The 25,305-nt window shown below is 64.1% G+C and carries 22 protein-coding genes; 13 read left to right on the top strand and 9 right to left on the bottom strand.

Annotated features, from left to right (window positions below; translation table 11 throughout):
- Positions 1 to 174 precede the first annotated feature (174 nt).
- The 3 genes from NKJ75_RS27485 (at position 175) to NKJ75_RS27475 (ending at position 2,873) form a co-directional block, all read left to right on the top strand.
- A complete protein-coding gene (locus tag NKJ75_RS27485) occupies positions 175 to 924 on the top strand; it encodes an electron transfer flavoprotein subunit beta/FixA family protein (protein ID WP_023737458.1) in 750 nt (249 codons plus the stop codon).
- Positions 925 to 944: 20 nt separating this feature from the next.
- The gene (locus tag NKJ75_RS27480) at positions 945 to 1,874 is read left to right on the top strand and encodes an electron transfer flavoprotein subunit alpha/FixB family protein (protein WP_023737457.1); all 930 of its coding nucleotides are present in this window, start codon (positions 945 to 947) and stop codon (positions 1,872 to 1,874) included.
- Between the two features lie 120 nt (positions 1,875 to 1,994).
- Positions 1,995 to 2,873: a 3-hydroxybutyryl-CoA dehydrogenase gene (locus tag NKJ75_RS27475; RefSeq protein WP_023671668.1), complete on the top strand. Its 879-nt coding sequence runs from the start codon at positions 1,995 to 1,997 to the stop codon at positions 2,871 to 2,873.
- Between the two features lie 27 nt (positions 2,874 to 2,900).
- On the opposite strand, the gene NKJ75_RS27470 is transcribed toward NKJ75_RS27475, so the two are convergent.
- From NKJ75_RS27470 to NKJ75_RS27460, 3 genes are all read right to left on the bottom strand, one after another.
- A complete protein-coding gene (locus NKJ75_RS27470; RefSeq protein WP_050588105.1) occupies positions 2,901 to 4,835 on the bottom strand; it encodes a PAS domain S-box protein in 1,935 nt (644 codons plus the stop codon).
- 202 nt (positions 4,836 to 5,037) lie between these two features.
- A complete protein-coding gene (locus NKJ75_RS27465; protein ID WP_023671666.1) occupies positions 5,038 to 5,676 on the bottom strand; it encodes an NrsF family protein in 639 nt (212 codons plus the stop codon).
- A 1-nt stretch (position 5,677) separates the two neighbouring features.
- Entirely contained in the window at positions 5,678 to 6,229 is a 552-nt protein-coding gene (locus NKJ75_RS27460) for a sigma-70 family RNA polymerase sigma factor (protein WP_023671665.1), read from the bottom strand.
- A 204-nt stretch (positions 6,230 to 6,433) separates the two neighbouring features.
- On the opposite strand from NKJ75_RS27460, the gene NKJ75_RS27455 reads away from it, so the two are divergent.
- The 3 genes from NKJ75_RS27455 to NKJ75_RS27445 all read left to right on the top strand — a co-directional run bounded on the left by NKJ75_RS27455 (position 6,434) and on the right by NKJ75_RS27445 (position 10,246).
- Positions 6,434 to 7,441, top strand: coding sequence for an iron ABC transporter substrate-binding protein (locus tag NKJ75_RS27455; protein ID WP_023833375.1), 1,008 nt, complete (start codon positions 6,434 to 6,436; stop codon positions 7,439 to 7,441).
- A 154-nt stretch (positions 7,442 to 7,595) separates the two neighbouring features.
- Entirely contained in the window at positions 7,596 to 9,167 is a 1,572-nt protein-coding gene (locus NKJ75_RS27450; RefSeq protein ID WP_023833376.1) for an ABC transporter permease, read from the top strand.
- Positions 9,164 to 10,246, top strand: a complete 1,083-nt coding sequence (locus NKJ75_RS27445) for an ABC transporter ATP-binding protein (RefSeq protein ID WP_352500419.1) — start codon at positions 9,164 to 9,166, stop codon at positions 10,244 to 10,246. Before NKJ75_RS27450 ends, NKJ75_RS27445 begins: the two co-directional genes overlap by 4 nt.
- 35 nt (positions 10,247 to 10,281) lie before the next feature.
- Here NKJ75_RS27445 and NKJ75_RS27440 read toward each other — a convergent pair whose 3' ends face one another.
- The 4 genes from NKJ75_RS27440 to ugpB form a co-directional block, all read right to left on the bottom strand.
- Entirely contained in the window at positions 10,282 to 11,343 is a 1,062-nt protein-coding gene (locus tag NKJ75_RS27440) for a sn-glycerol-3-phosphate import ATP-binding protein UgpC (protein WP_023726979.1), read from the bottom strand.
- A 7-nt stretch (positions 11,344 to 11,350) separates the two neighbouring features.
- Positions 11,351 to 12,199 carry a sn-glycerol-3-phosphate ABC transporter permease UgpE gene (gene ugpE / locus NKJ75_RS27435; RefSeq protein WP_352500418.1) on the bottom strand — a complete coding sequence of 283 codons (849 nt, stop codon included), beginning with the start codon at positions 12,197 to 12,199 and terminating at the stop codon, positions 11,351 to 11,353.
- A gap of 9 nt (positions 12,200 to 12,208) precedes the next feature.
- Complete coding sequence (gene ugpA, locus NKJ75_RS27430) at positions 12,209 to 13,093, bottom strand: sn-glycerol-3-phosphate ABC transporter permease UgpA (protein WP_023686696.1); 885 nt, start codon at positions 13,091 to 13,093, stop codon at positions 12,209 to 12,211.
- Between the two features lie 71 nt (positions 13,094 to 13,164).
- On the bottom strand, positions 13,165 to 14,475 hold the full coding sequence (ugpB, locus tag NKJ75_RS27425; protein WP_023698705.1) for a sn-glycerol-3-phosphate ABC transporter substrate-binding protein UgpB: 1,311 nt from the start codon (positions 14,473 to 14,475) through the stop codon (positions 13,165 to 13,167).
- 185 nt (positions 14,476 to 14,660) lie between these two features.
- Here ugpB and NKJ75_RS27420 point away from each other — a divergent pair, with 185 nt between their 5' ends.
- A complete protein-coding gene (locus NKJ75_RS27420; protein WP_023685332.1) occupies positions 14,661 to 14,807 on the top strand; it encodes a hypothetical protein in 147 nt (48 codons plus the stop codon).
- A gap of 148 nt (positions 14,808 to 14,955) precedes the next feature.
- A complete protein-coding gene (locus tag NKJ75_RS27415) occupies positions 14,956 to 17,403 on the top strand; it encodes a bifunctional diguanylate cyclase/phosphodiesterase (protein WP_352500417.1) in 2,448 nt (815 codons plus the stop codon).
- A gap of 91 nt (positions 17,404 to 17,494) precedes the next feature.
- Here NKJ75_RS27415 and tlpA read toward each other — a convergent pair whose 3' ends face one another.
- On the bottom strand, positions 17,495 to 18,187 hold the full coding sequence (tlpA, locus tag NKJ75_RS27410; RefSeq protein ID WP_023734604.1) for a thiol:disulfide interchange protein TlpA: 693 nt from the start codon (positions 18,185 to 18,187) through the stop codon (positions 17,495 to 17,497).
- 35 nt (positions 18,188 to 18,222) lie between these two features.
- Between tlpA and argH the strand changes: the two genes are divergently transcribed.
- From argH to lysA, 3 genes are all read left to right on the top strand, one after another.
- On the top strand, positions 18,223 to 19,623 hold the full coding sequence (argH, locus tag NKJ75_RS27405; protein ID WP_352498149.1) for an argininosuccinate lyase: 1,401 nt from the start codon (positions 18,223 to 18,225) through the stop codon (positions 19,621 to 19,623).
- Positions 19,624 to 19,691: 68 nt separating this feature from the next.
- On the top strand, positions 19,692 to 19,898 hold the full coding sequence (locus tag NKJ75_RS27400) for a hypothetical protein (RefSeq protein WP_023673325.1): 207 nt from the start codon (positions 19,692 to 19,694) through the stop codon (positions 19,896 to 19,898).
- Between the two features lie 80 nt (positions 19,899 to 19,978).
- Positions 19,979 to 21,247 (top strand): diaminopimelate decarboxylase, encoded by a 1,269-nt coding sequence (gene lysA / locus NKJ75_RS27395; RefSeq protein WP_352500416.1) that lies wholly within the window; start codon positions 19,979 to 19,981, stop codon positions 21,245 to 21,247.
- Positions 21,248 to 21,267: 20 nt separating this feature from the next.
- Here lysA and NKJ75_RS27390 read toward each other — a convergent pair whose 3' ends face one another.
- Entirely contained in the window at positions 21,268 to 21,570 is a 303-nt protein-coding gene (locus tag NKJ75_RS27390; protein WP_023694025.1) for an ArsR/SmtB family transcription factor, read from the bottom strand.
- Between the two features lie 50 nt (positions 21,571 to 21,620).
- Between NKJ75_RS27390 and NKJ75_RS27385 the strand changes: the two genes are divergently transcribed.
- Positions 21,621 to 22,562 carry a threonine/serine dehydratase gene (locus tag NKJ75_RS27385; RefSeq protein ID WP_352500415.1) on the top strand — a complete coding sequence of 314 codons (942 nt, stop codon included), beginning with the start codon at positions 21,621 to 21,623 and terminating at the stop codon, positions 22,560 to 22,562.
- Positions 22,563 to 22,698: 136 nt separating this feature from the next.
- Complete coding sequence (locus NKJ75_RS27380) at positions 22,699 to 25,287, top strand: TIGR02302 family protein (protein WP_352500414.1); 2,589 nt, start codon at positions 22,699 to 22,701, stop codon at positions 25,285 to 25,287.
- Positions 25,288 to 25,305: the final 18 nt, after the last annotated feature.

Genomic DNA, 25,305 nt, shown 5'->3' with positions numbered 1-25,305 from the left:
GTTGCGTCTCCACAACTACGGAGAGCGCCACCGCTAGGCGGCAGAAGACAAGAATTCCGTCCGGCCAGAATTCCGTTTGGCCGCAATTCAGTCAGGAATGTCGGCTTTCGACAACTCTGCGGAGGCGCACGCTGCTATAGCGCGCCCGGATATCTCAGGAGAGGTGACAGGCAAATGAAGATCCTTGTGCCCGTGAAGCGGGTTGTGGATGCGAACGTCAAGGTTCGCGTCAAGGCTGATGGTTCGGCGGTTGAACTCGCCAACGTCAAGATGGCGATGAACCCGTTCGACGAGATCGCGGTGGAAGAGGCGCTCCGGCTGAAGGAAGCCGGCAAGGCCGAAGAGATCATCGTCGTGTCGATCGGCCCGCAGCAGGCGCAGGAAACGCTCCGCACCGCGCTCGCCATGGGCGCCGACCGCGCCATCCTGGTCAAGACAGACGAACAGACCGAGCCGCTCGGCGTCGCCAAGGTGCTGAAGGGCGTCGTCGACGCCGAGCAGCCCGGTCTCGTGATCCTGGGCAAGCAGGCGATCGATGATGACTCGAACCAGACCGGCCAGATGCTGGCCGCCCTGCTCGGCTGGGCACAGGGCACTTTCGCCTCCAAGGTCGTGATCGACGGCGACAAGGCCAAGGTGACGCGCGAAGTCGACGGCGGCCTGCAGACGGTAGAGCTGAAAATGCCGGCGATCATCACCGCCGACCTTCGTCTCAACCAGCCGCGCTATGCCTCGCTGCCCAACATCATGAAGGCCAAGAAGAAGCCGCTCGACGAAAAGAGCCCGGCCGATTACGGCGCCGACGTCAAGCCGCGCCTGAAGGTGCTCAAGACCGAGGAGCCCAGCGGCCGCAAGGCGGGCGTGAAGGTCAAGAGCGTCGCCGAACTGGTCGACAAGCTGAAGAACGAAGCCGGCGTGCTCTGAGACTGGAAGGAACAGATAAAATGACCATTCTCCTCATCGCAGAACACGACAACGCAACTCTTTCCGACCAGACCGCCAAGGCGCTCTCGGCGGCGCTGCAGATCGGTTCGGACGTGCATGTGCTGGTCGCCGGCAAAGGCGCCAAGGGCGCGGCCGACGCCGCCGCCAAGCTCGAGGGCGTGAGCAAGGTGCTGCTGGCCGAGGCCGACGAACTGGCCGAGCGCCTCGCCGAACCGCTCGCCGCACTCGTTGTCTCGCTGGCCGGCGCCTACGACACCATAATCGCGCCGGCGACCTCGTCGGGCAAGAATGTCGCGCCGCGCGTGGCGGCCCTGCTCGATGTCGCGCAAGTCTCCGAGATCATCGAAGTGGTTTCACCAGACACGTTCAAACGGCCGATCTATGCCGGCAACGCCATCCAGACGGTGCAGTCGAGCGACGCCAAGAAGGTCATCACCGTGCGCACCGCCTCCTTCCAGGCTGCCCCCGAGGGCGGCTCGGCAGCTGTCGAGACGGTCAAGGCCGCGTCCAATCCGGGCCTGTCCACCTTCGTCGAGAACAGGCTGTCGGAAACCGACCGTCCGGAACTGACCTCGGCCAAGATCATCATTTCGGGCGGCCGCGCGCTCGGCTCCTCGGAAAAGTTCCAGGAAGTCATTCTGCCGGTCGCCGACAAGCTCGGTGCAGCCGTCGGCGCCTCGCGCGCTGCCGTCGACGCCGGCTACGCCCCGAATGACTGGCAGGTCGGCCAAACCGGCAAGGTCGTGGCGCCGGACCTCTATATTGCCGTCGGCATTTCCGGCGCCATCCAGCACCTTGCCGGCATGAAGGATTCGAAGGTCATCGTCGCCATCAACAAGGACGAGGAGGCGCCGATCTTCCAGGTTGCCGATTATGGCCTCGTCGGCGACCTGTTCGTCATCCTGCCGGAACTGCAAAAGGCGCTTTGACGCTCTCTGCCAAAGCGTATTAAATTGTGAAAGGGTGGGGTAGACGAAGCTACCCCACCCTTTTAGTTTGCACTGCACAAAAAGCAGGCCGCAAAGGCCTTTTCGACGGGATCGCTGCAAATGGCCAAGATCGAGACGATCGGCATCATCGGCGCCGGCCAGATGGGCGGCGGCATCGCGCATGTATCAGCACTTTCGGGTTTCAAGGTGCTGATCTACGACGTCTCGCCCGACCGTATCGAGAAGGGCATTGCCACGGTCAGCGGCAACATGGCCCGTCAGGTCGGCTCCGGCAAGCTTGAGGAAAAGCTGCGTAACGAAGCGATGGCGCGCATTTCCGCAGCCCCCACCATGGCTGATCTCGCCGGTGCCGATCTGGTTATCGAGGCGGCGACCGAGGACGAGACGGTCAAGCGCAAGATTTACGCGCAGCTCTGTCCCCAGCTCAACCCGGAAGCCATTCTGGCGACCAACACCTCGTCGATTTCGATCACCCGGCTTGCGGCGCAGACCGACCGTCCCGAGCGTTTCATCGGCATACATTTCATGAACCCCGTGCCGCTGATGAAGCTGGTCGAACTGGTGCGCGGCATCGCTACCGAGGATCAGACCTTCGAGGCGGCCAAGGCCTATGTGAAACAGCTCGACAAGACGATCACCGTCTCTGAAGATTTTCCGGCCTTCATCGTCAACCGCATTCTATTGCCGATGATCAACGAGGCGATCTACACGCTCTATGAGGGGGTCGGCTCGGTCGATGCCATCGACACCGCCATGCGGCTCGGCGCCAACCATCCGATGGGACCGCTGCAGCTCGCCGATTTCATCGGCCTCGACACCTGCCTGTCGATCATGCAGGTGCTGCATGACGGCCTGTCGGATTCGAAATATCGCCCCTGCCCGCTGCTGGTGAAATATGTCGAGGCCGGCTGGCTCGGCCGCAAGACCGGGCGCGGCTTCTACGATTATCGCGGCGAGCATCCGGTTCCGACGCGCTAACCACCAGACCGAAAGTTCCGTGCTACCTCAGGACGCCGCTGCAAGCGGCGGCTCTGCTTGGCCTCTTGACCCGGTATCGTCAGGCGCCACGGAAACACAGCCGCGGCCGGCGGCCTTGGCCGCATAGCAGGCAGCATCGGCCCGGGCGATGATCTCGTCGACTTCACCGCTGTTGCTGTGGATCGGCGCCAGCCCGATGCTGGCATCGATCGCATGCGGCCGGCCGTCCCAGCTGAACTGCAGGCCGCGGATGGCGTCGATGACCGAGCGTGCGGCAATCCTGGCGCCGGCGCTCGACCCGGCTTTCAGGATGACCGCGAATTCGTCACCGCCGAGGCGGGCCACGATATCCTCCGGCCCAAGCGCACCGCGAATGGCCTCGGCAACCCGCTTCAGCAAGGCGTCGCCGGCGGCGTGCCCGCCAGTGTCGTTGACCAGCTTGAAATGGTCTAGATCGATGAACATGAAATGATGCTCGCCCGCCGGCCTGGCCGTGCCGGCCTTGCGGCTCCGGTCGACCAGTTCCTCCATGGTGCGGATAAAGCTCGAACGGTTGGCAAGGCCGGTCAGCGCATCATGCGCGGCGGCATAGGCGAGTTGGCGCTGCAAGGCGCGCGCATCTGTGAAGTCCTGGAAGACGATGACCAGGCCGCAGAACTCCTGGCGGTCGTTCATGATCGGCGACACCACCTGGCGGATGCTGCAGCGCGTGTCGTCGCGACGGATGAGGACGGCGCGACTGTTTTGGTCGGCAGGGCTGGCGCTGCCGAGCGCCGGCCGCGTCATGCCGATCCTTTGCCCGGTTTCTTCGTCCACCGCCCAGTAGACATGGCCAAGCGTCTTGCCGAGCGCCTCCGCGCCAACAACGCCGGTGAGCTTTTCGGCGACCGGGTTCATGAAGGTGATGCGGTTGGCGGCATCGGTGCAGATGACGGCGTCGCCGATCGACTGCAGCGTCACCCTCAGCCGCTCCTTCTCGTCGGCCAGCATTGCCGCCGATACGATGAGGCTTTCCTCGGTTTGCTTGCGCTGGGTGATGTCGGTCAGGCTGCCGATGGCCCTGACCAGCCGTCCGTCCTTGTCGCGTTCGAGCGTCTTGCCGCGGTCGAGGATCCAGACCCAGTGGCCATCCTTGTGGCGCATCCGGAACTCGGCTTCGAAGAACGGTGTCCTGCCCTCCAGATGGGCACGATCGGCTTCGGCGACGTTTTCGCGATCGTCGGGGTGGATCATCGCCAGCCAGCGGTCGGGGTCGCCGTCCAGTTCGCCATCGGCATAGCCCAGCATCTTCACCCAGGTGGCGGAGTAGGTGGTGCCGCCCTTCCGCATATCAAGATCCCAGACGCCTTGTCCGGCGCTGGCCAAGGCAAAATTCCAGCGCGTTTCGGCTTCGGCTATGCGCGCCTCGGATTGCTTGCGCGCATCGATATCCTCGATCTGGGAGACCAGGTAGAGCGGGCTCCCGCTCTTCTCGTCGCGAATGACGGAACCGGCAAGATGGGCCCATACCGGCGTGCCGTCCTTCCTGAGGTAGCGCTTTTCGAAGTGGAAGGCGTTGACGGTGCCCGCCCGCATGCCTTCCATCGTCTCACGGCCGATCTGCACATCGTCGGGATGGGTGATCTGGAAGAAGGTCAGCGCCTCGATCTCCTGCTTGCTATAGCCGAGCATGGCGGCGAAGGCCGGGTTGGTTTCATGGATGCGGCCGTCGAGGCCGACAATGGCGATGCCGATCGCCGAATCCTCCATGGCGCGGCGGAAACGCTGCTCGCTTTCGGCGATCTGCCGGCGGTCGTCCAGTATCCGGTAAATGAACAGGGCGGCGAGAATCAGCGCAACGGCGGCGACCGGCACCGATATCTGCAGGCAGAGTTTCAGCACTTCGGCGCTGACATCGAGCCGCGACAGCAGGAGCGCGACCACGGCAGCGCAAAGCCCTCCGGCCGCAAGCACCAAAGCCACGTGACTGTCAGCCCGCAGGCTTTTTCGCTCTCGTCGCATCACTGTGCATGCCACCCCATGCGCAACACATTTCTGCAAAAAACACTGGATGATCGATTTTAAGGAAAGGTTGCGCCGGAGCCACCGGCAACACGGTGAACCCGCAAACAATTCCCGGCATGATTAAGGATCGGTGATTATTGGGCGATCTTGGACGGCCCGGTCACCAGCGCACGAAGAACCGTCCCCCGAGCGCGCCCAGACCGGCGAGGACGGCGATGGCGAGCGTGTACCAGGTGGCGACGAAAAGCGGAGAATCGTCGAAGCAGTGCGCGGCGTAGAAGGTCGCCGCCAGGCCGCCGGCGAGCAGTCCCGCGACCGCCCCGGCCAACACCGGCCGCGTCGGCGCTCCATAGCGCAGCATCCACAGGAAGACGGCAAGCGGGCCGATTCCGATCAGCGGGATGAAGCCCATGCAGATCATCATGTTGGAGCCGACCATGCGCGTGCTCCACATCGGCTCCGGCACCATGAACAGTTCGAGAGCCACCGCCACGGCCACCAGCAGCGGCGCCGCCAGCATCCAGGCCGCGGCTCTTGCCGTCGAAGCTCCCGGCGTCGACAACGCCCGGACCAGGCCAAAGGCGGTGACGGCGAGCACGATGGTGAACACGAACTTCGCCAGGAACCGCATCGTGTGCATGGCGGTCATGATGTCGGGACGCGGGCCGATGGTGAGAAAGAAGACCAGAGCCGCGATCACCGCCGCGGCTGCCGCCGCCATCAACCAGGCCGAGCGCAGCGGCATCGCCTTGCTGCTTGTGTCGGCGTCGAGTGCCTTGATGAGATCCTCCGTCCTCATGTCACTGCCGCCCGAAGCGCCCCTGCCCAAATCGCTTGGCGATCGCGGCAAGCCCGCGATGCAGCGACACCCGCACCGCCGTCTCGCTGACGCCGAGCCTGGCCGCCGTCTCGCCGATGGAGCGGCCGTCGACCGAGATCGAAGAAACGACGGAACGCTGCGCAGCCGGCAGTCCGTCCAGCGCCCGGTTGATGTCGCGTTCGCTGACGGTCTCGGTTTCCGGCTCGGCAAAGGTCTCGGCGATCTCGTCGATCTCGATTTCGATGCGCCGTCCGCGCCGCCGGAAAGCATCGATCAGCTTGAAGCGGGCTATCGCATAGATCCATGGCAACACCGGCGCGTCCTGGCGCCAGGTATGCCGTTTCACATGAATGGCCAGCAAGGTTTCCTGCACGACATCCTCGGGATCGACCCCGCCCTGTACGATCTTGCGCCTCGCAAAGCCGCGAACCAGCGCGGCGATCCGGTGCAAAAAGTCGGCGTAGGCCCTTTCATCTCCCGCGATCGCGGCCCGCATCAGCCGGGAAAGCTCGGCCTCATCCTTGCCGCTCACAAGAGTTCACTCCCCGATCTTCGCGCCTCGGCACCGATTTGTTACGTGTCCGGCGAAATGATGTCCAAGCCAAAGTGCCGCAAAATCACGAAAGTTTGCGGGAGCGGCGACCGATTGAAGCAGCCGAGCAATGTTGACTACTGCTGTCAGGTATCGATAGGTGCAGCCTGCGAAACCAGAACCACCGAGATTAAGGATGACGCCATGAGATACACGCTCTCCACCCTAGCGGGGGCCACAGCGCTGGCCGTGAGCATGATCGCCGGGCCGGCAATGGCCGCGGATGCCGGCATCATCGTCTACAACGCCCAGCATGAGAGCCTGGCCAAGGAATGGGTCGAAGGTTTCACCAAGGAAACCGGCATCAAGGTCACGCTGCGCAATGGCGGCGACAGCGATTTCTCCAACCAGATCGTCGCCGAGGGCGCTTCTTCGCCGGCCGACGTGTTCCTGACCGAAAACTCGCCGGCGATGACCCTGGTCGAAGCGGCGGGCCTTTTCGCGCCGGTCGACGCCGACACGCTGGCGCAAGTCCCGGCCGAATTCCAGCCGAGCAGCGGCAAATGGGTGGGTGTCGCGGCGCGCAGCACCGTCTTTGCCTACAACAAGACCAAGCTCACGGCCGAAAAGCTGCCCAAATCGATGCTCGATCTCGCCGATCCCGCCTGGAAAGGCCGCTGGGCAGCCTCGCCTTCCGGCGCCGATTTTCAGGCCATCGTCAGCGCGTTGCTCGAGCTCAAGGGCGAAGCCGCAACCGCCGACTGGCTGAAGGCCATGAAGGAGAATTTCACCGCCTACAAGGGCAACGGCACGGTGATGAAGGCGGTCAATGCCGGCGAGATCGAAGGCGGAATCATCTACCACTATTACTATTTCGGCGATCAGGCAAAGACCGGCGAAAACAGCAAGAACGTCGAACTGCATTATTTCAAGAACCAGGATCCCGGCGCTTTCGTCTCGATCTCCGGCGGCGGCGTGCTCGCCTCGAGCAAACACCCGAAGGAAGCCCAGGCGTTCCTCAAATGGGTGACCGGGAAAGGCGGCCAGGACGTGCTGAAGACCGGCACGTCCTTCGAATACGCTATCGGCAAGGACGCGCAGTCCAATCCCAGGCTGGTGCCGCTGGCCGACCTGCAGGCGCCGAAGGTCGATCCGGCGACACTGAACTCCAAAAAGGTGACGGAACTGATGACGGCAGCCGGCTTGCTTTAGGCTGGGTTCGTCCTAAAAGGGCAACGATTGCGCTCCTGCCGGACTTTCCGCAGGAGCGCTCTGTTTTCGAGATGGCATTGTCCATGACGACACATTGCGTTTCCGGCCGCGCCTGCGGCGCCCCCGCCCCGGCGGCAGTGGCGCGGGTGAGGTGATGCAGTCTGTCGTCGATCTCGCACGTTCAGGCCAGGCAGCCAAGCGGTCCCGCCGGAAGCCCATGTCCTGGATCGCGCTTGCCGCCATAATTGTCTCGCTGCTGTCGCTGCTGCCGCTGGCGTTCATCATCTGGATCGGTGTGCAGATCGGCTGGGACACTGCTTCGGCCCTGGTCTTCCGGCCGCGCGTCGGCGAACTTCTGGTCAACACCGTGCTTCTGGTGGCGCTCACCGTGCCGATCGCCACCGTGCTGTCGGTGACGCTGGCATGGCTGACCGAGCGCAGCGACCTGCCCGGCGCCCGCCTGTGGGCTTGGCTGTCGGTGGCGCCGCTCGCCATCCCCGCCTTCGTGCATTCCTACGCCTGGATCACCATGGTGCCGACCTTGCACGGCCTGTGGGCCGGCGTGCTGGTCTCGGTTCTCGCCTATTTCCCGTTCCTCTATCTGCCGCTGGCGGCGGCTCTGCGCCGGCTCGATCCTGCTTTGGAGGACGCAGCCGCAGCACTCGGCCTTGGACCATGGCGGGTGTTTTGGCGTGTCGTGCTGCCGCAGCTGAGACTGGCCATTTGCGGCGGCGCGCTGCTGGTCGGCCTGCATCTGCTGGCCGAATACGGCCTCTACGTCTTCATCCGCTTCGACACTTTCACCACGGCGATCGTCGACCAGTTCCAGTCGACCTTCAACGGTCCCGCCGCCAACATGCTGGCCGGCGTCCTGGTGACTTGCTGCTTCGTGCTGCTCGCGCTGGAGGTGCTGGTGCGCGGCGAGGAACGCTATGCCCGCGTAGGCTCGGGTGCCGCGCGCCGCCAGCAGCGCACCAGGCTCGGTCGCGCCACCCTGCCCTGCCTGGCTCTGCCTGCCATCGCCACGCTTCTCGCCATCGGCGTGCCCTTCGTCACCATCGGCCGCTGGCTGGTCGCCGGCGGCGCCGACGTCTGGCGTTTGGACGAGATCGGCCTGGCGCTTGGCCAGACGCTGTTCCTGGCGCTGGCCGGCGCCTTGCTTGCGACCATCGCCGCCATGCCGATGGCCTGGATCTCGATCCGCGCGCCGGGACCGCTGCAGCGGCTGCTCGAAGGCTGCAACTACATTGTCGGTTCGCTGCCCGGCGTGGTCATCGCGCTGGCCTTGGTCACCATTACCGTGCGCATCGCCATGCCGCTCTACCAGACGCTGTTCACAATCCTGGTCGCCTATGCCCTGATGTTCCTGCCGCGCGCCTTGATCAGCCTCAGAGCCTCGATCGCACAGGCGCCGGTCGAGCTCGAACGCGCCGCCGCCAGCCTTGGCCGGCCGCCGCTGAAGGCGCTTTGGTCGACAACGATTCGCCTGTCGGCGCCGGGGGCTGCGGCCGGCATGGCGCTGGTCGCGCTCGGCATCATGAACGAGCTGACCGCCACCCAGATGCTGGCGCCCAACGGCACGCGCACGCTGGCCATGGCGTTCTGGTCCTATAGCGGCGAGATCGACTATGCCTCCGCCGCCCCTTACGCCTTCATCATGGTGGCGATGTCGCTGCCGCTGACCTGGCTGCTCTATGTCCAGTCGAAACGGATGGCCGGGCGATGAGCTTTCTCGAAATCAGTGGCCTCACCAAGCACTACGGCCCGGTCGCAGCCCTTGCCGGGGTCGACCTCAGCGCCGCCAGCGGCAGTCGCACCGCCATCGTCGGCCCGTCCGGCTGCGGCAAGACCACCTTGCTGCGGCTGATCGCCGGCTTCGAGGCGCCCGACCAGGGCCGCGTCGTGCTCGACGGCGAAGTGCTGGCCAATGGCGGCCATGCGGTGCCGGCGCACCGCCGCGGCATCGGCCTGGTGGCGCAGGATGGCGCCCTGTTCCCGCATCTCAGCATCGGCGACAATATCGGCTTTGGCATGGCCCGCGGCGAGGACCAGCGCGCCGAGCGCATCGCCGAGCTCGCCTATACCGTCGGGCTGGACAAGGCGATCCTCAAGCGCCGCCCGCACCAGCTCTCCGGCGGCCAGCAGCAGCGCGTGGCGCTGGCCCGCGCCATGGCGATGAAGCCCAGGCTGATGCTTCTCGACGAACCGTTCTCGGCGCTCGACACCGGTCTGCGCGCCTCGATGCGCAAGGCGGTGGCCGAACTACTCGAAGCCGCCGGCATCACCACCATCCTGGTCACCCACGACCAGGCCGAGGCGCTGTCCTTCGCCAGCCAGGTGGCGGTCATGCGCGACGGAAAGTTCTCTCAGATCGGCACACCGCGAGAACTCTATCTGCAGCCGAAAGACCGCATGGTTGCCGAGTTTCTTGGCGACGCCATCATCTTGCCGGCAAAGATTTCAGGCGGCTTCGCCACCTCCTCGCTTGGTCGCATAGCCGTCGACTCGAAGGAGCGGCGCGACATCGCCCGCATCATGCTGCGACCGGAGCAGGTGCAGGTAAAGCGCACGTCGCGCGAAGGCATGTCGGGTCCTGCGGGCACGATATTCGCCGAGGTGACGGACTCGGAATTCGCAGGCTCGATGTGCACCATTGCCGTGCGGCTGTTGAACAACCCCGATCCGCCGGACGCCGCGGCAATAGGCAGCACGCCGCTGATCCTGCGCAAACCGGGTATCGACGCGCCTTCCGTCGGCGAGATCGTGCGCCTGACCGTCTCCGGCAAGGCGCATGTCTTCGCCTGAACTGCCGATGCGTCGGATTGGCGCGAGCGGCTGCGTCAATCGACTCGTTTCCCAGCATTGTCGAACCAATGCAGCTTCTCGGCCCTGGCCACGACGCGCAGTTGATCGCCGGGTTTGGCCGTGGCGCGGCCGGCCACACGCACGACGATGCGGTTGCCGCCGGCGGCACAGTGAAGAAAGCTTTCGGCTCCCACAGGTTCGACCGCCTCGACCGCCGCAGGCAGAATAAGCGCGCCGGATGATGCCTCGGCACTGAAGGTGACGTCGGCATCCTCAGGGCGGAAGCCAAGCGTGGCGGCGTTCGTGGGCGCAAAGTCAATCGTCTTGCCATCAATCAGCGCTGGACCAGCCGATGCTTGCAAAAGAGGCAAAAGGTTCATCGGCGGCGCGCCGATGAAGGAGGCGACGAAGGTCGAGGCCGGCTTCTCGTAAATGTCAAGCGGCGCGCCCGTCTGCTCGACCAATCCGCCATTCATGACGACGAGAATATCGGCCAGCGTCATCGCCTCAAGCTGATCGTGGGTGACGTAGACCGAGGTGACACCGAGCGAGCGCTGCAAATTCTTGATTTCAACCCGCATCTGGCCGCGCAGTTTGGCGTCGAGGTTGGAAAGCGGTTCGTCGAACAGGAAGACTTTTGGATTGCGCACGATTGCGCGACCCATGGCCACGCGCTGGCGCTGGCCGCCGGAAAGCTCGCGCGGGCGCCGGTCGAGCAGCGCCGTGAGCTCCAGCACCTTGGCGGTCGAGCGAACCCTGCTGTCGATCTCGTCCTTGGGAGTACCCCGGTTGCGCAACCCGTAGGCCATGTTGTCGTAGACCTTCATATGTGGATAGAGCGCATAGTTCTGGAACACCATGGCGATGTCGCGCTCGGTCGGACCGATCGTGTTGACGATCTTGCCGTCGATGGCGACGGTGCCGGAAGAAATGGTCTCAAGCCCGGCGATCATCCGCAGCAGCGTGGACTTGCCGCAGCCGGACGGCCCAACCAGCACGCAAAGCTCCTTGTCGGGAATGGCGATGGAGACACCCCTCACCGCCTCGACGCCGCTGGGATAGACCTTCTTCACATCCTTCAGATCGACGGTCGCCATCGGCTTCTCACTTTTCGGAATCGACAAGTCCGCGCACGAACCAGCGTTGCATCAGCACCACGATCAGGATCGGCGGCAGTATGGCCAGCATCGCGGTGACCATGACCAGATGCCATTGGGTATCGGCATCGGCGAAGGAAACCATCTTTCTAAGTGCGATGACGATGGTGTTCATGTCGTTGCTGTTGGTGACGAGCAGCGGCCACAGGTACTGCGTCCAGCCATAGATGAAGAGGATGACGAACAGTGCTGCGATGTTGGTGCGCGACAGCGGCAGCAGGATGTCGAAAAAGAAGCGCCATGGTCCGGCGCCGTCGACACGCGCCGCTTCCACCAACTCACCTGGGATGGTCATAAAGAACTGGCGAAACAGAAGCGTGGCGGTGGCCGAGGCGATCAGCGGAATGATCAGGCCGGCATAGGTGTCGATCATGCCGAGATCGACCATCACCTTGTAGGTCGGCAGGATGCGCACCTCGACGGGAAGCATCAGTGTGATGAAGATCAGCCAGAAGAAGACCATCCGAAGCGGAAAACGGAAGAACACGATCGCATAGGCCGAAAGGATCGAGATGAAAATCTTCCCCACCGCGATGCCGAGCGCCATGATCGTGGTGTTGAGCAGCAATCGGCCGACACTGACGCCGCCGATGCGGCCGACACCGCCGAACAGCGCCTCGCTGTAATTGTTCCAGACCTGGTCGCCGGGCAAAAGAGGCAATGGCGGCTTGAGGATGGTCTGCAGCGTCTGCGTGGAGGCAACGAAGGTGTAGTAGATCGGGAAAGCGACGATCAGGATGCCCAGGATGAGCACGGCGTGGGCGATGGGGGCGCGAAGCGGGGACTGACCAATCATCGCTCGCGCTCAACCGTAGTGGACTTTGCGTTCCACATAGCGGAACTGGATGGCCGTGAGTGAGATGACGATGACCATCAGGATGACCGACTGCGCGGCCGAATCGCCGAGGATCAAATTGACGAAACCGTCATTGTAGACCTTGTAGACCAGCGTCTCGGTGGCCTTGCCTGGCCCGCCGCCGGTGACGGCATGAACGATACCGAAAGTGTCGAACAGCGCATAGACAGTGTTGACGACCAGCAGGAAGAAGGTCGTCGGTGCGAGCAGCGGGAAGACGATGGTCCAGAAGCGCTTCGTCTCCCCGGCGCCGTCCATGGCCGCCGCCTCTATCAACGTCTTCGGCACCGCCTGCAGCCCGGCGACGAAGAACAGGAAATTGTAGCTGATCTGCTTCCAGGCAGCCGCAGATACCAGCAGGATCATGGCTTGGTTTCCGTTAAGCAAGGGATCCCAGGCGATGCCGAGACCTCTCAAGGCGTAGGCCAGCGAACCGATCGAGGGGTTGAACAGAAACAGCCACAACATGCCGGCAATCGCCGGCGCCACCGCATACGGCCAGATCAGCAGCGTGCGATAAAGGCCTCTGCCGCGCACCACCTTCTCGGCCATGACGGCAAGCAACAGGGCCACACCCATGGCGACGATCGCGGTCGCCAGAGAGAACACCAGCGTGACTTTGATCGAGTTGAGGTAGGCCGGGTCGGCCAGCACCTTGCGAAAGTTGGCGAGCCCGACGAACTTGCTCTTCAGCCCGAACGGGTCTTCCCTAAGCATCGACTGGTAGAGCGCCTGCCCGGTCGGCCAGTAGAAAAAGATCAGCGTAATGGCGAGTTGCGGCGCCACCAGCAGGTAAGGCAGGGTCTTGTTGGGGAAGACGACGCGTGGAGACAGGGTGATTCCCTCGCTGTTCGGGAAATCGTCCACGCGGGTCCGCGTGGACGAGGTTCAACTGACAAATCGCTTCAGTTTCCGATCGCTTCCTGAATCGCCTTGTTGCCGCGTGCGACCGCGTTGTCGAGCGCCTGCTGCGCAGTCTGCTGGCCGGCCAGCATCTTCTCGAACTCCTCATTCTCGATGTCGCGCACCTGCGGCAGGTTGACGAGGCGCACGCCCTTCGAGTTCTCGGTCGGCGCCTTGCCCAGCATCTGCAGGATCGGCGTCTCACGGCCCGGGTTCTTGTCATAGAAGCCGGACTTCTTGGTCGCCTCATAGGCAGCGAGCGTCACCGGCAGATAACCCGACTTCTGATGCAGATACTCCTGCACTTCGGTCTTGGACAGGTGGGAGAAGAACGCCGCGACGCCCTTGTATTCCTCGTCCGATTTGTTGCCGAACACCCACAGGCTGGCGCCGCCCGGCGTGGTGTTCTGGGGCGCGCCCTTGGCGTCACTATCATAGGGAAGCTGGCCGATGCCGTAGTTCATGCCCGACTTGACGATGTCACCGAGACCCCCCGACGATTCGGTGAAGATGCCGCATTCTCCGGCAAGAAAGATCTGCTTGGCTTCGGATGTACGGCCGCCATATTTGAAGGTGCCGTCCTTGGCCAGGTCGGCGAGCGCCTGGAAATGATTGACGAAGATCGGCGCATTGATCTTGAGCTCGACGTCGGTTCCGGCAAGTCCGTTCTGGTTGGTGCCATAGGAAACGTCATTCCAGGCAGCGAAGGCCTCAAGGTGGATCCAGGTCAACCAGGTCGAGGTATAGCCGCAGGAAGCGGCGCCGCTCGCCTTGATCTTCTTGGCGGCTTCCCACACCTCGTTCCAGGTCTTTGGCGGATTGTTCACATCAAGCCCGGCCTTCTGGAAGATATCCTTGTTGTAGTAGAGGATGGGCGACGAGGAATTATAGGGGAAGGACAGCATGGTCCCGTCCGGCTTCGAATAGTAGCCGACGATGCCGGGCAAATACTGGCTCTTGTCGAAGGTCACGCCGGCGCTGGTCAGCACATCGGCCACCGGCTTGATCGCACCTTCGGCGGCCATCATGACGCCGGTACCCACGTCGAACACCTGGATGATGTCGGGCGCTTGCCCCGCACGAAAGGCAGCGATGCCGGCATTCAGCGTTTCGGGATAGGTGCCCTTGAAAACAGGGAGAATTTCATAGTCGCTCTGGCTGGCATTGAAATCCTTGGCGATCTTGTCGACCACCTCGGCATTGGCGCCGGTCATTGCATGCCACCAACTGATCTGGGTGGCGGTGAAGGCGGAGGTGGTGGAAAGCAGGGTCAAGGTGGCGGCAACACCGGCCGCAAAGCCGAACAACTTCATGTTTCATCTCCCGTTTGTCATTGGCGAAAGGGGCGCTCCCGCGAACGCAATATGTGTCGCTGATGACAATCGGACAACGGATTTGTTGCTGTTTCGTGAATTTCATACCCGGCTAACTTCGCGCCCCCTCGCCTTGCAACGAGGACAGAGAGAAATGCCAAGCCGGCTCAGCGATAGAATGGGGCATGGTGGGCCTGCAAGGATCGCCGACCGCCCAGCGATGCGTGAAGGGCCCGCGTGACAGCGCCACGCACCTGCACCGTGCGGCCGCCAAACCGGCGCTCGGCCAGATCGAGATCGGCCGAGCGGCATCGCGCCAGGCGCTGCTGTAACCGTGCGTCTGGAATGAGAACAGGATCGCCGCAACGTACAACCCGAAAAACCCGCTGTAGTTGTAGTTCGCATAACCGATTCTTCGTCAAGCGTGGCATACTAATCAAGTGGACGGCTTGATTGCTGTGGGAGAGCAGGTGGGGCGAGATGCTGACGGTCTATAATTGTATCGTGCATGAGCACGATCTGAGACTGGTCGCACTGGCAGCGCTCATTTGCGGTATTTCTTCCTTCTCGGCGGTCAACCTGCTTCGCCATGTCGACCGCTCGAGCGAGCGCAACCGCTATACCTGGCTGATGATAGCAGCCACTTCCACCGGCTTCGGTATCTGGGCGACGCATTTCATCGCAATGCTTGCCTTTTCTCCCGGAATCCCCAACGCCTACAATACGGAAATGTCGGCGCTTTCGCTCGCCGGTTCCGTCGCCCTGACCGCCGCGGGCATGTGGATCGCCACCTTGCGCCGGGGCATCGACTACCCTCTGGTCGGGGGCGCGGTCCTCGGCGCCGGTATCGCCGCCATGCACTATATCGGCATGGCCGCCTTCGAGGTCGAAGGGCGCATCGTCTGGAACCCGCTGCTGGTAGGCGTCTCGGTGCTGACAGGCGTCACCCTCGCCGCGCTGGCGCTGCTGGTCGTGTTGCGACGGCCGTCCATGCAGGCCACAATCGCCGCCGCCATCCTGTTGACGCTGGCGATCTGCAGCCTGCACTTCATCGCGATGGGCGCGGTGTCGATCTTCCCGGACTCCTCCATCGAGATATCGCAGTTCACGGTCGAACCGATGTCGCAGGCCTTCGCCGCCGCTGCTGTCAGCCTGGCTATCCTGGTGCTTTCAGCCGCAGCATTGTGGATCGACCTGCGCTTCCGTCGTCACAAGATCGAGGCCGAGCGCATGCACGGCCTCGCCAACGCCGCCGTCGAGGGCCTGATCGTATGCGACGGCGCCCGCATCGTCAGCGCCAATGACAGCATCGCCGCGCTAACCGGCATTGCGCCGGAAGTGCTGAACGCGATGCTGCTTGGCGACCTCTTCGGCGAACGCACCGCGGCCGGCATGTCCGACTGCAGCGGACAGGCACAGGAAGCCGAACTCAGAGCCCATGACGGCGCCACCATCCCCGTCGAACTTATCGCCAGGAGCATCGACTATTGCGGCAAGCGGCACAGCGTTGTCGCCGTGCGCGACATCCGCGAACGCAGGAAGGCCGAGCAGGAGATCCTGCGCCTCGCCCATTTCGACCCGCTGACCGGGCTCCCCAACCGCCGCAGTTTCTCCGGCCGGCTTGAGGCCGAAATTGCCGTAATGGACCGCGGCGGCAAGGGTGGGCATCTTGCGCTGCTGCTGCTCGACCTCGACCGCTTCAAGGAAGTGAACGACCTGTTCGGGCACGGCGCCGGCGATGCCATGCTGCAGAAGGTGGCGCTATGCGCCTCCGCCGTGCTCCGCCATGAACAGATGCTGGCGCGTCTCGGCGGCGACGAGTTCGCCATCATCGCCCCGAACCTTCCCGACCCGCAGGCGGCCGGCCGCATCGCCGAGGCGGTGCTGGCGGCCATGCGCGAGGAAAACCGGCTGTCGGTCGGTGGCGGGCTGGTGTCGGCCAGCATCGGCATTGCACTTTATCCGCTCGACGCCGATGAGCCGACAATCCTGGTCAGCCACGCCGACACCGCGCTCTACCGCGCCAAGGCCGAGGGCAAGGACACCTACCGTTACTTCGAGGCCTCGATGGGCGCCGAGGCGCGAGACCGGCGCGTGATGGAGCACGAACTGCGCCAGGCCATGGCGCGCGATGAGTTTCGCCTCGTCTACCAGCCACAAAAGGAGATCAGCAGCGGTCGGATGGTCGGGTTCGAAGCGCTGATCCGCTGGCGCCATCCACAGCGCGGCGACGTGTCGCCGGCGACCTTCATCCCGGTGGCCGAAGACAGCGGCGTCATCATCCAGATCGGCGAATGGGTGCTGGCGACGGCCTGCGCCGAGGCAGCGCGCTGGAAGAACCCTCTCACCGTCGCGGTCAATGTCTCGGCGGTGCAGCTCCACAATCCGACTTTCAGCCGCAAGGTGCATGAAGTCCTGCTCGGCTCCGGCCTGACGCCCGGCAGGCTCGAACTCGAGATCACCGAAACGGCGCTGGTCAAGGACATGCCGCGCGCGCTGGCGACCTTGCGCCAGGTGAAGGCGCTTGGCGTGCGTGTGGCGATGGACGATTTCGGCACCGGCTACTCCTCGCTGTCCAATCTCCGCGCCTTCCCCTTCGACAAGATCAAGATCGACGGCTCATTCATCAAATCAGTCGACAGCAACGGCCAGGTGGCAGCCATCGTGCGCGCCGTTCTGGGGCTTGGCCGCGGTCTCGGCCTGCCGGTTCTGGCCGAGGGCGTCGAGACGCTGGGCGAGCTGAAATTCCTCGACGCCGAGGCCTGCGAGATCGGCCAGGGCTACTATCTAGGCCGGCCCAGCCCGATCGAGGCGTTCAGCGAACTGACCGGCGTAGCGGCACCGGCGGCACAAGACGACGCCGGCGTCAAACAACGCGGCGGCAGCATCTTGATGCTGCCGCCGGCGGCGGCCCTGCGCTCAGCCTAGAGCAATTAGTGTGAAACGGTTTTCCGTCCGAAATTGCGTCGAAACAAAAAAGTTAGCGCGGGTAGCCGTTTCGACGAAACGGTGAACCGCTCTAAGGGGCGAGTGCGGCCTCGACCAGGCGCTTGGCATCCGGTCCTGACCATTCGGCCGGTCCGTTCATATGCGCGATCAGGCAGCCTTCGCCATCGATCAGCATGGTGACGGGGAGGCCTAGCGCCAAGCCACGCGTCTTGACGTCGTTGAACAGCGCCAGCGTCGAATCGCGGTAGTAGCCGAGCGACCCGATGCCGATATCGGCGAGGAACTTCTTGGGCTTCACATCGTCGCCGGCATCGACATTGACCGCGACCACTTCGAAGGCATCGCTGCCCTTTTCCTTCTGCAAGGCGTCGAGCGCCGGCATTTCGGCGCGGCAGGGCGCGCACCACGTTGCCCACAGATTGAGCAGCACGGTCTTGCCGGCATGATCGGCGAGCGTCATCGGCTTGCCGTCGGGACCGTTGAAGGCGAGACTTTCCAGCGATTGCGGCGGATCGGCGGGCAGCAATGCCGCAACCTGGCCGGTGGCCGCGGCGGCAACTTTTTTGGCGCGGTCGCTCTTGGCGGCGCAGGCGACGTCGTCCTTGCTGTTGCCCGCGCCGGCCGCAGGTGCGCTGCCGGTGGCTGCGTTGTTGCCAGACCCGCTCTCGCTGACATATACCGCGACCGCGCCGGCCAGCACGCCCGCCAGCAAAGCGGCGAGGATCAGGCGCGGGGCCGGGAAGTATCTGTTACCGTCTGCCATTTTTCTAAGACTGCTCCGGAGCACGGGTTATAGCGATGAGCGACAAGAAGGCCAGCAACCAGATGTGGGGCGGACGTTTTGCCTCGGGTCCGGCCGCGATCATGGAAGCGATCAACGCGTCGATTTCGTTCGACCGCAAACTCTATGCCCAAGACATAAGAGGTTCGGTCGCCCACAGCGAGATGTTGGCTGAAACGGGCATTATTTCGGCGGCCGATCAAGAAAAAATCGCTCACGGGCTGAACACGATCCTGAAAGAGATCGAGGCCGGCACGTTCGAGTTCTCGACCCGGCTGGAAGACATTCACATGAACATCGAGGCCCGCCTCGCCGATCTGATCGGCCCGGCCGCCGGCCGCCTGCACACGGCGCGGTCACGCAACGACCAGGTGGCGGTGGATCTCCGGCTCTGGGTCAAGGACGAGTGCTTTCGCGTCGCCGAGGCGCTGAAGGGGCTGATCTCAGCCTTGCTCGACCGCGCCGAGGAGCATGCGGCGACCGTGATGCCCGGCTTCACCCACATGCAGGCGGCGCAGCCGGTGACCTTCGGCCATCATTGCATGGCCTATGTCGAGATGTTTTCGCGCGACCTGTCGCGGACCCACGATGCCATCGAGCGGATGGATGAAAGCCCGCTCGGCGCGGCAGCGCTTGCCGGCACCAGTTTTCCGATCGACCGCCACAAGACCGCGAAGGCGCTCGGCTTTCGCGAGCCGATGCGCAATTCGCTCGACAGCGTCTCCGACCGCGATTTCGCGCTGGAGTTCTTGAGCCTGGCCGCGATCTGCGCCACGCATCTGTCACGGCTCGCCGAAGAAATCATCATCTGGTCGACGCCGCAATTCGGCTTTGTCAGGCTGTCGGATTCCTTCTCCACCGGCTCCTCGATCATGCCGCAGAAGAAGAACCCGGACGCCGCCGAACTGGTGCGCGGCAAGACCGGCCGCGTCACCGGCCATCTGGTCGGCCTTTTGACGGTGATGAAGGGCATGCCGCTGACCTACGGCAAGGACATGCAGGAAGACAAGGAATCGGTCTTCGACGCCGCCGAGACGCTCGATCTGATGCTGGCGGCGATGACCGGCATGGTGCGCGACATGACGGTCAATGCCGCCGCCATGAAAAAAGCCGCCGGCTCGGGCCACGCGACCGCGACCGACCTCGCCGACTGGCTGGTGCGCACGCTGGGCCTGCCCTTCCGTGAGGCACACCATGTCACAGGCCGCGCGGTGGCGTTGGCCGAAGAGAAGAAGGTGAGCCTTGAAAAGCTGGCGCTGGAGGATCTGCAGTCGATCAATCCCGGCATCACCCAGGACATCTTCTCGGTTCTGGCCGTGCAGAATTCGGTCAAGAGCCGCACCAGCTTCGGCGGCACCGCGCCGTCGGAAGTCAGGAAGCAGATCCGCAGCTGGAAAAAGCGCATCGCCAAGGCATGATGCCGGGGTGCAATGCGCCTAAAACTCGGTTAAAAGCGCAGCACATAAAGTTTCGGACGGATGGATCGATGACCGCAAGCAGGATTTTGGTGACGCTGACGCTGCTGACGGCGATGGCTGCCGTGACCGCTTGCGGCCGTAAGGCCGGTCTCGACACGCCCTATGAAGCGGCCGTCCAGGCCCGCAAGGACGCCGAGCGCGCCAAACAGCCGGTACCGCCGGAGCCGGAAAAACCGGTCGTGGACAAGAAGTTCATCCTCGACCCGCTGATCTAGAGCCGATGAGACCGGCTTGGTCTTTCTGACCAGGTCTCGTGCTAACCAGGTCTCGTGCTTCAACTTCCGGAAACACTCTCGTGAACCATTTCGATTACCGCGACGGCGTGCTCCATGCCGAGGACGTGGCGATACCAGACATCGCCGCAAGCGTCGGCACGCCGTTCTATTGTTATTCGACGGCAACCTTGACCAGGCACTACCGGGTGTTCGCCGGGGCCTTTGCCGGGCTCGACACGCTGGTCTGTTACGCCTTGAAGGCGAATTCCAACCAGGCGGTGCTGCGAACGCTGGCAAAGCTCGGCGCCGGCGCCGACACCGTCTCGGAAGGCGAAATGCGCCGCGCGCTCGCCGCCGGCATCCCGGCCAGCAAGATCGTATTCTCGGGCGTCGGCAAGACCGCGCGCGAGATGGATTTTGCGCTCGAGGCCGGCATTCTCTGCTTCAATGTCGAATCCGAGCCGGAGCTTGAATTGCTGTCGGCCCGCGCCACCGCGCTCGGCAAGGTGGCGCCGGTCTCGCTGCGCATCAACCCGGATGTCGACGCCAGGACGCACAGGAAGATCTCCACCGGCAAGGCCGAGAACAAGTTCGGCATTCCCTGGCAACGGGCGCGCCAGGTCTATGCCCGCGCGGCCGGGCTGCCGGGCACCAAGCCCATCGGCATCGATACCCATATCGGCAGCCAGATCACCGAGTTGCAGCCCTTTGACGATGCTTTCGCGCTTCTGGCGGAACTGGTCGGCGCGCTGCGCGCCGATGGCCATGCCGTCGAGCATGTCGATCTCGGCGGCGGCCTCGGCATCCCCTACCGCACCGACAACAGCCCGCCGCCTTTGCCCGATGCCTATGCCGAGATCGTCAGGAAGCATCTGACAAAGCTTGGAGTGAAGGTGATGTTCGAGCCGGGCCGGCTGATCGTCGGCAATGCCGGCATCCTGGTCTCGGAAGTGATCTTCGTGAAGGAAGGCGACGCCAAGAACTTCCTCGTCGTCGACGCCGCCATGAACGATCTGATCCGGCCGACGCTCTACGATGCCTTCCACGACATCAAGCCGGTGGTGCAGCCGCCGGCCGACACGCCGCGCATGGCGGTCGATGTCGTCGGCCCGGTCTGCGAGACAGGCGACTATCTCGGCCTCGACCGTGACCTGCCCCGGCTCAAGTCTGGCGACCTAATTGCCGTCACCTCCGCCGGCGCCTATGGCGCGGTGCAATCCGGCACCTACAACACCCGCCTACTTGTGCCTGAGGTTCTGGTCGACGGCGACCGTTTCCACGTCGTGCGCCGGCGCCAGACCTATGACGAGCTGATCGGCCTGGATTCGGTGCCCGACTGGCTGAAATAGAAGCCGCAGCGCCGGCTGCGCTACAGCCGGTTCTGGATGAGCATCCTTGTGTCGGCGATCCTGTCCTCGTCGCGGCGGTAGAACGTCCATTGCTTGATGCGCTTGGGGCGCAGCAGGCCGGCCTGGGTAAGCACGCGCATATGTTCGGAGAGCGTCGCCTGCGTAATGCCGAGCTTCTCCGCGATCAGCAGCGCGCAAACGCCGTCCTCGACCAGATCGCCGTCTGCCTGGGCCGGGAAATGCGCCTGCGGATCCTTCAGCCAGTCGAGGATCTGCAGCCTGCGTTCGTTGGCGATCGCCTTGAAGACATCAACCTCTTGCATTTAGCCATTTTGCCAAGTTACTAATTGCTGTCAATCCCAAGGAGATGGTCATGACGAACGGCAACACCGTCACGCGCGAACGCATTGCCGCGATGGAACCGCGCATCCGCCGCTATATCAGGCACACGCCGGTGCTGCGCGTCGACATGGCCGATTTCGACCGGCCGCCGCTGGCGGTCGACCTCAAGCTCGAATGCCTGCAGCATTCCGGTTCGTTCAAAGCGCGCGGCGCCTTCACCAATCTGCTCGAACGGCCGGTGCCTGCGGCCGGCGTCGTCGCCGCATCGGGCGGCAATCATGGCGCCGCGGTCGCCTATGCCGCCATGCGGCTTGGCCACAAGGCGACGATCTTCGTTCCCGAAGTCAGCCCACCGGCCAAGCTGCAGCGCATCCGCGGCTACGGCGCCGAACTGATCGTCGGCGGCGCCCGCTATGCCGAGGCGCTGGCCGCCAGCGAGGCTTTTGCTGAAAAGACCGGCGCGCTGCAGATCCATGCCTTCAACCAGGAGGAAACATTGGTCGGCCAAGGCACGCTCGGCCTCGAAATCGAAAACGATCTGCCCGACATCGACACGCTGCTGGTCGCTGTCGGCGGCGGCGGCCTGATCGGCGGCATCGCCGCCTGGTTTGCCGGCGGCATCAGGATCATCGCCATCGAGCCCGAAGGCGCGCCGACGCTGCATCACGCCTTCGAAGCCGGCCACCCCGTCGATGCGCCCGCCGAAGGCGTTGCCGCCGATTCGCTGGCGCCCAAACGCGTCGGCGAGATGATGTTCCCGATCGCCGAGGCTTTTGTCGAGCGCTCCATTCTGGTCACCGACGACGCCATCATTGCCGCGCAGAAGGCGCTGTGGGAGCGGGTGCGGATCATCGCCGAGCCGGGCGGCGCAGCGGCCTTCGCAGCGCTGCTGTCCGGCCGCTACACGCCGGCGCCGGGCGAGCGGATCGCCGTCCTTGTCTGCGGCTCGAATACCGATCCGGCGAAATTCTAAACCTTGCTTCGACTGAAGTGGGACGCAAACCCGTCAAAGCTTTTCAAGTTTTCCGGAACCGCCTCGCCTTTGCCGTGTTTGCTGGTAAACTTCTGCTTGTTGAGTCCGGGCCATCCCGCCCGGGCAGGAAGGGCCGATGACGGAACGCCCCATTTCCAGTGGCGATCGCAGCCTGGCCGGGCGGCTTGCCCTGAGCCGGCTGGCGACACGGGTCTCGATGACGGTCGAGCGCGGCTGGCCGCTGCTTCTGCCGCTGCTCATCATCGCCAGCCTGTTTCTCAGCCTCTCCTGGCTCGGCCTTTTCCCCCGGCTGCCTGACATTGCGCGCGTTATCCTGGTCACGGCGTTCGGTATTGCCACGCTGGCGGCGCTCTATCCGCTGCGTTTCTTCAAGCTTCCATCCGCCGCTGAAATCGACCGCCGTATCGAGGCCGCCAACCAGCTGCAGCACAGCCCGGTGCTGGTGCAGACCGACCGTCCCAGCGGCAAGGAAAGCATCTTTTCCCAGGCGTTGTGGCGCGAACACCAAAAGCGCATGGCCGACAAGCTCGGCAGCCTTGGCGCCGACCTGCCGCGTACGCGCGTGCCGGAGCGCGATCCGTGGGCATTGCGTGCCGTGGCGGCGCTGCTGTTGGTCACCGCTTTTGCCTTCTCCTTCGGACCGTCCGGCGGCAGGCTGTCCGATGGTTTCAGTGCCCATGCGGCGCGCGACATCGTACCGCCGCGCATCGATGCCTGGGTGACCCCGCCGGCCTATACCGGCAAGCCGCCCATCTTCTTGACCGCGCCAGTCATCGATGGCAACGCCAAGCAGGCGGTTGCCACCTTCACCGTGCCGCAAGGCAGCGACGTCTCGCTGCGCGTGACCGGCGGCTCCGGCGAGGAAACGCTAAGCTTTGCCGACAAGGGCGGCAATGCTCGCGCCATCGACCCGTCGGGACCACAGGTGGCGGCCGTCAAGGCAGCGGCGGTCAACCCCGCGACCCCCAAGCTGCGCCAGTTCACCGGCAAGCTGACCGCCGACGGCACGCTGACGCTGAAGTCGGGCGAAGCCGATCTCGGTCGCTGGGCCTTCGCGGTGATCCCCGACAAGCCGCCGACGATCCGCTTCGTCGGCGAGCCCAAGCGCGCCGTCAACGGCGCCTTCGAGCTCAACTACCAGATCGAGGACGACTATGGCGCGGCCACCGCCAAGGCGGTTTTCGCGCTGGCCGATCCGGCGGCGCCCGATGCGCATCCGCTCTACGGTCCGCCTGACCTGCCGCTGGCGCTGCCGCGCCGCGGCGGCAAGGCGAACGCCGCCAAGACCACTAAGGACCTCACCGAGCATGTCTGGGCCGGCGCCAGCATCAAGCTGTCGCTTGTGGCCACCGACGATGCCGGACACACCGCGACCAGCGAAACCAAGACTATTGTGATGCCGGAGCGGCCCTTCGCCAACCCGCTGGCGCGGGCGGTGGTCGAGCAGCGCCGCCTGCTGGCGCTCGACGCCAATGCCAAGCCGCGCGTGCTCGACCTGATGGACGCCATCACGCTGCGGCCCGAGGACACGTTCGACAACATGTCGCATTACCTCGCCATCATGAGCGCCCGCAGCCGGCTGAAGATGTCGGACAGCGACGATCAGTTGCGCAACGAGGTTGCCTATCTCTGGGAAATCGCGCTCGGCATCGAGGAAGGCAATCTCTCGTCCGCCGAAAAGCGGCTCCGCCAGGCCCAGCAGGCGCTGCAGGACGCCATCAAGCGCGGCGCCAGCGACGAAGAGATCGAAAAGGCGATGAAGGAACTGCGCGAGGCGATGAACGAATTCCTGCAGGAATTCGCCGAGCGCGCCAAGCAGAACCCGAACGCGCCGCAGATGCAGCAGAATGGTCGCGAGCTGCGTCAGAGTGATATCGACCGCATGATGGACCAGATCGAGAACCTGGCGAAGTCGGGCGACCGCGACAAGGCGCAGGAGCTGCTGTCGCAGCTGGAAAACATGATGAACAACCTGCAGGCCGGCCGTCAGCAGCAGGGCGGCGAGCAGGACAGCGAGATGCGCCAGCAGATGGACAAGCTGGGCGAGATCATGCGCCGCCAGCAGGAGATGATGAACGACACCTACCGCATGGACCAGATGCAGCGCGGAGATAATCAGCAGCCCGGCGAAGGCAATGGCGACGACCCGGACCAGCCGGGCGTCGGCAAGGATCGCGATCCTCTCGCCCGGCCGAAGTCGATGACACCGCAGGAATTCGCCGATGCGATGAAGCAGCTGCAGGAAGGCCAGGGCCAGTTGCAGAGCGAACTCGACAAGCTGAAGAAGGGCCTGGAAGGCATGGGCATGCAACCCAATGAGGGGTTTGGCGACGCTGGCAAATCCATGGGCAATGCCGAAAAGTCGCTTGGCGAAGGCGAAGGCGACCAGGCAGTCGGCCACCAGGGTCGCGCGCTGGAAGCGCTGCGCAAGGGCGCCAAGGAGATGATGAAGCAGCTGCAGGCGATGCAGGGCGACCAGGGCGGCAGCCAGGAAGGCGGCCGCCAACAGGACGCCGGCCGCGATCCGCTGGGCCGACCACGCGCCAGCCGCGGACCCGATTTCGGCGATTCGGTGAAGGTGCCCGACGAGATCGACGTGCAGCGCGCCCGCCAGATTCTCGAGGCGATTCGCAAGCGGCTCGGCAACGCGCTCAGCCCCGACATCGAGCGCAGCTACCTCGAGCGGCTGCTGGAGCTGAAGTAGCCTCCAAGGCAACATCCG

Source organism: Mesorhizobium sp. M0058 (assembly GCF_040323095.1).
Classification (GTDB): Bacteria; Pseudomonadota; Alphaproteobacteria; order Rhizobiales; family Rhizobiaceae; genus Mesorhizobium.
This window is presented reverse-complemented; position numbering and strand designations above follow the sequence as displayed.

Bases quoted from the DNA above. Each gene is read 5' to 3' on its own strand.
- NKJ75_RS27485 (WP_023737458.1), top strand. From the start codon at position 175: ATGAAGATCCTTGTGCCCGTGAAGCGGGTTGTGGATGCGAACGTCAAG.
- NKJ75_RS27480 (WP_023737457.1), top strand. From the start codon at position 945: ATGACCATTCTCCTCATCGCAGAACACGACAACGCAACTCTTTCCGAC.
- NKJ75_RS27475 (WP_023671668.1), top strand. From the start codon at position 1,995: ATGGCCAAGATCGAGACGATCGGCATCATCGGCGCCGGCCAGATGGGC.
- NKJ75_RS27465 (WP_023671666.1), bottom strand. From the start codon at position 5,676: ATGAGGACGGAGGATCTCATCAAGGCACTCGACGCCGACACAAGCAGC.
- NKJ75_RS27455 (WP_023833375.1), top strand. From the start codon at position 6,434: ATGAGATACACGCTCTCCACCCTAGCGGGGGCCACAGCGCTGGCCGTG.
- NKJ75_RS27450 (WP_023833376.1), top strand. From the start codon at position 7,596: ATGCAGTCTGTCGTCGATCTCGCACGTTCAGGCCAGGCAGCCAAGCGG.
- NKJ75_RS27445 (WP_352500419.1), top strand. From the start codon at position 9,164: ATGAGCTTTCTCGAAATCAGTGGCCTCACCAAGCACTACGGCCCGGTC.
- NKJ75_RS27440 (WP_023726979.1), bottom strand. From the start codon at position 11,343: ATGGCGACCGTCGATCTGAAGGATGTGAAGAAGGTCTATCCCAGCGGC.
- ugpE (WP_352500418.1), bottom strand. From the start codon at position 12,199: ATGATTGGTCAGTCCCCGCTTCGCGCCCCCATCGCCCACGCCGTGCTC.
- ugpB (WP_023698705.1), bottom strand. From the start codon at position 14,475: ATGAAGTTGTTCGGCTTTGCGGCCGGTGTTGCCGCCACCTTGACCCTG.
- NKJ75_RS27420 (WP_023685332.1), top strand. From the start codon at position 14,661: ATGGTGGGCCTGCAAGGATCGCCGACCGCCCAGCGATGCGTGAAGGGC.
- NKJ75_RS27415 (WP_352500417.1), top strand. From the start codon at position 14,956: ATGCTGACGGTCTATAATTGTATCGTGCATGAGCACGATCTGAGACTG.
- tlpA (WP_023734604.1), bottom strand. From the start codon at position 18,187: ATGGCAGACGGTAACAGATACTTCCCGGCCCCGCGCCTGATCCTCGCC.
- argH (WP_352498149.1), top strand. From the start codon at position 18,223: ATGAGCGACAAGAAGGCCAGCAACCAGATGTGGGGCGGACGTTTTGCC.
- NKJ75_RS27400 (WP_023673325.1), top strand. From the start codon at position 19,692: ATGACCGCAAGCAGGATTTTGGTGACGCTGACGCTGCTGACGGCGATG.
- NKJ75_RS27390 (WP_023694025.1), bottom strand. From the start codon at position 21,570: ATGCAAGAGGTTGATGTCTTCAAGGCGATCGCCAACGAACGCAGGCTG.
- NKJ75_RS27385 (WP_352500415.1), top strand. From the start codon at position 21,621: ATGACGAACGGCAACACCGTCACGCGCGAACGCATTGCCGCGATGGAA.
- NKJ75_RS27380 (WP_352500414.1), top strand. From the start codon at position 22,699: ATGACGGAACGCCCCATTTCCAGTGGCGATCGCAGCCTGGCCGGGCGG.